Consider the following 5,701-nt stretch of genomic DNA (forward strand, 5'->3'; position numbering starts at 1 on the left):
GCCGTAACTATACGTGGCCTTAAACCTTACTCGTGGTTAATCACCATCACATCGTCATCCAACCCCGCAATCAGACGCTCGGCGGTGTTACCACGACGTGAAGTGGTCATACCGTTCTGCCCCAGGGTACCCATCACCACCAGGTCGGCATTGATCTCATCCGCCACCTCGGCAACCACTTCCGATGTATAGCCGTTGTTCACGTGAATACGATCCTGCTCCAGACCGGTTTCACGCACCAGGCGGCCGCGATCCGGGTAGTTCATGGAATCCAGGTAAGCATTCACAACGTGCAGCTCGGCATTGTAGAGCTGGGCGTAATGACGGGCCTGCTCCAGAATGATTTTGTTCAGCTCGCGCTGTACCTCACGCTGCGCCTGGAAGTTGACCGCTGCCAGAATGACCTTGCGGGCTTCTTTGGCGCCCGGACGGATCAGGACCACAGGGCAGGGCGCCCCTTTGAGCAGCTCCCACTTGGATTCGGTAAAGGTGAAGCGGGTGTAGTTCACCTTGGCGTGTACCGGCAGGTAAATCAGGTCGGCACTGAAGCGCTTGGCGGACTGCATGATGGAGGCCTGCCACTCGCTGGACCAGGACACTTCGATCAGGTACTCAATGCCGGCATCTTCCAGAGGCTTCTTGATCATGGCATCGAACCAGCGCTGGTCGCGGAACAGCTTGTCGTTACTGGCCCGGGTATCCACCGCGTCACCGTCAACGGCGACGAACACATAGACGTAGGGTTTTACATCAAGCAGCTTGGCGGTTACCGCCACGCGCTCCAGGGCGATGTGCTGCTCGTCGTTGGGATCGACAACGACAAAAATTTTCTGCTGAGGGGTCGTCATAGTGGCTCCTGCTGTGGTTCGAATTCGATACCTTGATTGTTTTTAGTGTTAAACGCTAAGCATAGCAATCGGAGAAACGTTTTTACAGAGATAATTTTTCCCCCGGGGTCATGGGGTTAGCGACGAATTTGGATTACCATGGGGGCAAAAGTTCCCCACTATGACAGGAGATGAACACCATGCCGAATGACAAGCAGTGGCAGAGACGGTCGGATGAATGGGTCAAGGCGAGCCATGAGTCCCGCAAGCGCAAGGAAGAGGAGCGCCGTCAGCGCAATAGTGGCCACCCGAAGCGGTCAGCACAGGAGAAATAAGCGGCCCTGGGGCCGCCTACACTGGTTCAGAATCCTCGGTCTCGCCCGGCATGGGCGGGGTCCAGCCCCCCAATTGCTTCCACTGGTTGACGATATAGCAGAACAGCTCGGCGGTCTTCTCGGCGTCGTAACCGGCGCTGTGTGCCGCGCTGTTGCTGAACTCTATACCGGCTACCCGGCAGGCCTTGGCGAGCACGGTCTGTCCGCAGGCCAGCCCGGCCAGGGTCGCGGTATCAAAGCAGGAAAAGGGGTGGAAGGGGTTGCGCTTGATGTTGCAGCGCGCCACAGCGGCATTGACAAACCCCAGGTCGAAATGGGCGTTATGCGCCACCATCACCGCCCGGGTGCAGCCATGGGCGCGTACCGCGCGGCGTATCGCCTTCATCAGGTCCGGCATCACCATGGATTCCGGTTCGGCGGGGCGGTCCGGGCTCTCCAGGTCGATGCCGGTGAAATCCAGGGCCGATTGCTCGATATTCGCGCCTTCAAAGGGGTCGACGTGGAAGTCGAAGGTCTCGTCCGGGCGCAGCGTGCCGTCCTCGTCCATAGTGAGGGTGACGGCGGCAATTTCCAGCAGAGCGTCGGTGGCGGCGTTGAAGCCCCCGGTCTCGACGTCAATGACGACCGGCAGATAGCCGCGAAAGCGGCTCGCCATGGGTGAATTCGGGTCTTTGGCGGCTTCCGGTTGATTCACGCCGCCCCCTCAGTCCCAGTGGTCGTCAGTTTCCAGCGCAGCGCGTCGCCGGCACCCAGTGGCACCACTTCGGTGTCCGCCATGGGCAGCGATGGTGGCAGTTGCCACTCGGTCCGGGTCAGGGTGACGGTGTCGGTATTCCGGGGCAGACCGTAGAAATCCGGCCCGAAATGGCTGGCAAATGCTTCGAGTTTGTCCAGCGCTCCGGCGTCTTCAAACACCTCGGCGTAGAGCTCAATCGCCGAATAGGCGGTGTAGCAACCCGCACAGCCGCAGTCGGCTTCCTTGCGGCCCTTGGCGTGAGGTGCCGAGTCGGTGCCCAGAAAGAACTTGGGGCTGCCGCTGGTGGCCGCTTCAATCAGCGCCTGCTGGTGGCGGTTGCGCTTGAGAATCGGCAGGCAATAATAGTGTGGCCGAATGCCGCCCACCAACATATGGTTGCGGTTGTAGCGCAGGTGGTGGGCGGTAATCGTGGCGGCGACGCGATCGCCGGCCTGGCGGACAAAATCGACCGAGTCGGCCGTGGTGATGTGCTCCAGCACCGTGTGCAGCGCCGGAAAGTCGGCGACCAGGCGGCTGAAGGTGCGCTCCAGAAAGATCCGCTCACGATCAAAAATATCGATGTCGGAGTCGGTCACTTCACCGTGTAACAGAAACCGCAGCCCCTCTTTCTCCATGGTCTCCAGCACCGGGTAGAGCCCGTCAATGTCGGTCACACCGGAGTCGGAGTTGGTGGTGGCGCCCGCCGGGTAGAGCTTGCACGCGACCACGCCGGCGGCCTTGGCAGCGCGAATGTCTTCCGGGGTCGTGTTGTCGGTGAGGTACAGCACCATCAGGGGCTCAAATTGGCTGCCGGCCGGTCGGGCGGCCAGGATGCGATCCCGATACGCCACGGCGGCTTCGGCCGTGGTGACCGGCGGCACCAGATTGGGCATGACAATGGCGCGCTGGAACTGCGCAGCCGCATCACCCACGGTTCGCGGCAGGGCATCGCCATCGCGCAGGTGGATGTGCCAGTCGTCGGGGCGGGTAAGGGTCAGTTGCTGAGTCATGGACACCGTCGTTGGGCTGGAATCGGGCTAAAGAGCGGGCATGCTACCAAAATTGCCGTTAAAGCGCAGCCATCCGGTGCCGATAGAGACGGTATGAGTGTGAGACAGCCGATGAGCGATAACCCATGATGACGCCTTCAGGGCCCCGTGTTGTGCCGCAGTACCGCAATAACGTCCGGTGGGTACCGCTATGGTGTCTGCTGTCGGCATGCGTGCTGGTGGTTGGGGCGCGAGCCGAGCAGTTTCGCGGTCCGGTTGCCGACGCAAGCTGGCACTTGGACGCGTCCGTGTTCGAGTGTCGTCTGGTTCAGCCTATTCCCCGGTTTGGCAGCGCGGTATTTACCCGTCGGGCGGGCGAGGCGCAGCGGTTTGTGTTGCAGCAGGCCAACCGGCATCTGGCAAACGGTGAGGCTCAGATCCGCTCCGAGCACCCCGAGTGGCGCGAGACCGCTCAGCCCGAGGCGTTGGATGCGGTATCGGTGCAGTCCGGCGCCCAGCCTCTGGTTGTGGACTGGCAGCGCTCCCAGCGGCTGGCGGCGGAGTTGCGCACCGGGCGACGCCTGATCATTTCTTATGCCCCCTGGGATGGACGCGAGCAAATGGCGGAAATTGTGCTCGAGCCGGTGGGATTCCGCGCGGGTATGGATGGATTTAACGACTGTCTGTCCGGATTGTTACCGGTCAACTTTGATCAGGTGCAGCGCAATGCCCTGTACTTTCCCGCCGGTTATGTCGACCTTCCCGAGTCCGAGCTGGAAAAGCTGGACCGCATCGCGCTGTACGCCTCGGCGGATGATCGGGTAACCCATTTCTACGTGGATGGTCATACGGATGGCCTCGGACTCAGAGCCGAAAATCTCGAGCTGTCCCGGGAACGGGCGGAAATGGTTACCCAGTATCTGGTTGAGCGAGGCGTTCCCGAGCAAAAAATCATCACCCGCTGGCACGGAGAGCGCTATCCGGTTGGTTCGAATCGCGACCCGGAAGGTCGGGCCGAAAACCGGCGGGTTACGGTCCGTCTCGAGCGCCGGGACGAGCGCCTGTCTGCCCGGACAGATTGACCCCTCTCAGTTGCCCTTGACCTTTCGATATCCGCCCTCATTGTCGATCCTGACAAATCAATTTAACGACCCATGGAATTTATGATGCCAGCTTCAGTCAAAGCTGGCGCTATCCATTGAACTTACCGTTATTGACTTGAGAGGAATGGTTCATGCCCCATACGAAGGTGTCCCGTTCGCCGCTGGCGGTTTATCTGATGAGTCTGTTCTGCCTGTTCGCGCTGGCATTGCCGGCACAGGCGCGCGACCTGCCGGATTTCACCGAGCTGGTGGAAGCGCATTCTCCCGCCGTGGTCAAAATTACGACTCAGGGCCGCGTAGAAACCGGGAACCGGATTCCCTATCAGGAAGACATTCCGGATATGTTCCGGGAATTTTTTGAACGGCGCATGCCCCAGGAGCGGGATGTGCGTTCCATGGGATCCGGGTTTGTGATCTCTGAAGATGGTTACATTCTGACCAACTATCACGTCATCGAAAACGCTGACAATATCTACGTGCGCCTGATCGACCGGCGAGAGTATACCGCCGAGGTGATCGGTACGGACGCCCGGTCTGATCTCGCCCTGTTGAAGGTGGATGCCGACGATTTGCCGTATCTGCGCTTTGCGGACTCCGATAGTGTCAAGGTCGGGGAATGGGTGCTGGCCATCGGCTCGCCCTTTGGTCTGGATTACTCGGTCAGCTCCGGGATCATCAGTGCCATTGGTCGCAGCATACCCGGCCCGAACAACGATACCTATGTACCGTTCATTCAGACGGACGTGGCGATCAATCCGGGTAACTCCGGCGGTCCGCTGTTCAACCTCGACGGCGAAGTGGTGGGTATCAACTCCCAGATTTACACCCGCTCCGGTGGCTCCATCGGCCTGTCGTTCGCCATTCCGGCGGGGCTGGCCAAAGAAGTGGTGGCTCAGTTGAAAGACAAAGGCCGGGTGGAACGCGGTTGGCTCGGCGTGGTAATCCAGGGCGTGAATCGGGACCTGGCCCAGTCCTTTGGCCTGCGCCGGGCCACCGGGGCCCTGATTTCCAATATGGATCCCGAGGGTCCGGCGGCCCGCTCCGGCCTGGAAGTGGGCGATATCATTCTCAAATTTGACGGTCGCACCATCGGTGAGTCCGGAGATCTGCCCCCGCTGGTGGGGCGTACCGAGCCCGGCTCGGAAGTGCCCGTGGTGGTGATGAGACGGGGCGATGAGCGCACCATTGATGTGGAAATCGGCCTGTTGCCGGACCGGGACGGTCAGGTGGCCGACAGCGGCCCGGATGCCGCCCCCACGGGAGACCCCCTCGGCCTGATGGTGGAGGCGTTACCCTCCGATGCCCAGGAGACCGGGGTGCTGGTGACCCGCGTAACTCGCGGTAGTGCCGCCGCCGGTGCCGGCTTGCGTCCCGGCGATATTATTACGCAGCTGGGTTATGACAGTGTGGACTCGGTGAGCCGCTATCGGGCTCTGGTCAGCGATCTGCCCAAAGACAAGCCGGTCGCCGTGCGCTTCCTGCGCGATGGGCAGCCGGCGTTTACCACCCTGCGGATTGAGTAGCCCTGTACAAACCGGCCCAGGGACGGGCTGGCTGGCCGGGCTCCCCATAGCCGGGGTCAGCCAAATACGCTAAACTGGCCGCCTTTGTCCGGCGGCTCCATCGGGCTCCGGTAGTGCCCCCAACGGGCACCCGGCCCCTCCCGCCGTTTTGCCAACCGCACCAACCTAAGAATTTGACGCCCAGTGAC

The 5,701-nt window shown here is 61.2% G+C and carries 6 protein-coding genes; 3 read left to right on the forward strand and 3 right to left on the reverse strand.

From position 1 onward, the window contains the following. Positions 1-26: 26 nt before the first annotated feature. Positions 27-848, reverse strand: a complete 822-nt coding sequence (locus B3187_RS08350; RefSeq protein WP_286805709.1) for a universal stress protein — start codon at positions 846-848, stop codon at positions 27-29. A 179-nt stretch (positions 849-1,027) separates the two neighbouring features. On the opposite strand from B3187_RS08350, the gene B3187_RS08355 reads away from it, so the two are divergent. Then, a complete protein-coding gene (locus tag B3187_RS08355) occupies positions 1,028-1,162 on the forward strand; it encodes a hypothetical protein (RefSeq protein ID WP_255327662.1) in 135 nt (44 codons plus the stop codon). Between the two features lie 16 nt (positions 1,163-1,178). Here the strand turns inward: B3187_RS08355 and rnt are convergent, their stop codons facing one another. Both rnt and pyrC read right to left on the reverse strand, forming a co-directional pair. After that, a complete protein-coding gene (gene rnt / locus B3187_RS08360) occupies positions 1,179-1,817 on the reverse strand; it encodes a ribonuclease T (RefSeq protein WP_286805724.1) in 639 nt (212 codons plus the stop codon). A gap of 35 nt (positions 1,818-1,852) precedes the next feature. Beyond that, complete coding sequence (gene pyrC / locus B3187_RS08365) at positions 1,853-2,908, reverse strand: dihydroorotase (protein ID WP_286805711.1); 1,056 nt, start codon at positions 2,906-2,908, stop codon at positions 1,853-1,855. 125 nt (positions 2,909-3,033) lie between these two features. Here pyrC and B3187_RS08370 point away from each other — a divergent pair, with 125 nt between their 5' ends. Together B3187_RS08370 and B3187_RS08375 are read left to right on the forward strand one after the other, a co-directional pair. Further along, on the forward strand, positions 3,034-3,969 hold the full coding sequence (locus B3187_RS08370; protein WP_286805713.1) for an OmpA family protein: 936 nt from the start codon (positions 3,034-3,036) through the stop codon (positions 3,967-3,969). 152 nt (positions 3,970-4,121) lie between these two features. Then, complete coding sequence (locus B3187_RS08375) at positions 4,122-5,513, forward strand: DegQ family serine endoprotease (protein WP_286805715.1); 1,392 nt, start codon at positions 4,122-4,124, stop codon at positions 5,511-5,513. The last annotated feature ends 188 nt before the right edge of the window (positions 5,514-5,701 follow it).

Source organism: Marinimicrobium sp. UBA4209 (assembly GCF_002381585.1).
GTDB classification, from domain to species: domain Bacteria; phylum Pseudomonadota; class Gammaproteobacteria; order Pseudomonadales; family Cellvibrionaceae; genus Marinimicrobium; species Marinimicrobium koreense.

Coding starts and splice junctions, on each gene's coding strand:
- B3187_RS08375 (WP_286805715.1), top strand. CDS start 4,122: ATGCCCCATACGAAGGTGTCCCGTTCGCCGCTGGCGGTTTATCTGATG.
- B3187_RS08350 (WP_286805709.1), bottom strand. CDS start 848: ATGACGACCCCTCAGCAGAAAATTTTTGTCGTTGTCGATCCCAACGAC.
- pyrC (WP_286805711.1), bottom strand. CDS start 2,908: ATGACTCAGCAACTGACCCTTACCCGCCCCGACGACTGGCACATCCAC.
- B3187_RS08370 (WP_286805713.1), top strand. CDS start 3,034: ATGATGACGCCTTCAGGGCCCCGTGTTGTGCCGCAGTACCGCAATAAC.
- rnt (WP_286805724.1), bottom strand. CDS start 1,817: ATGGCGAGCCGCTTTCGCGGCTATCTGCCGGTCGTCATTGACGTCGAG.
- B3187_RS08355 (WP_255327662.1), top strand. CDS start 1,028: ATGCCGAATGACAAGCAGTGGCAGAGACGGTCGGATGAATGGGTCAAG.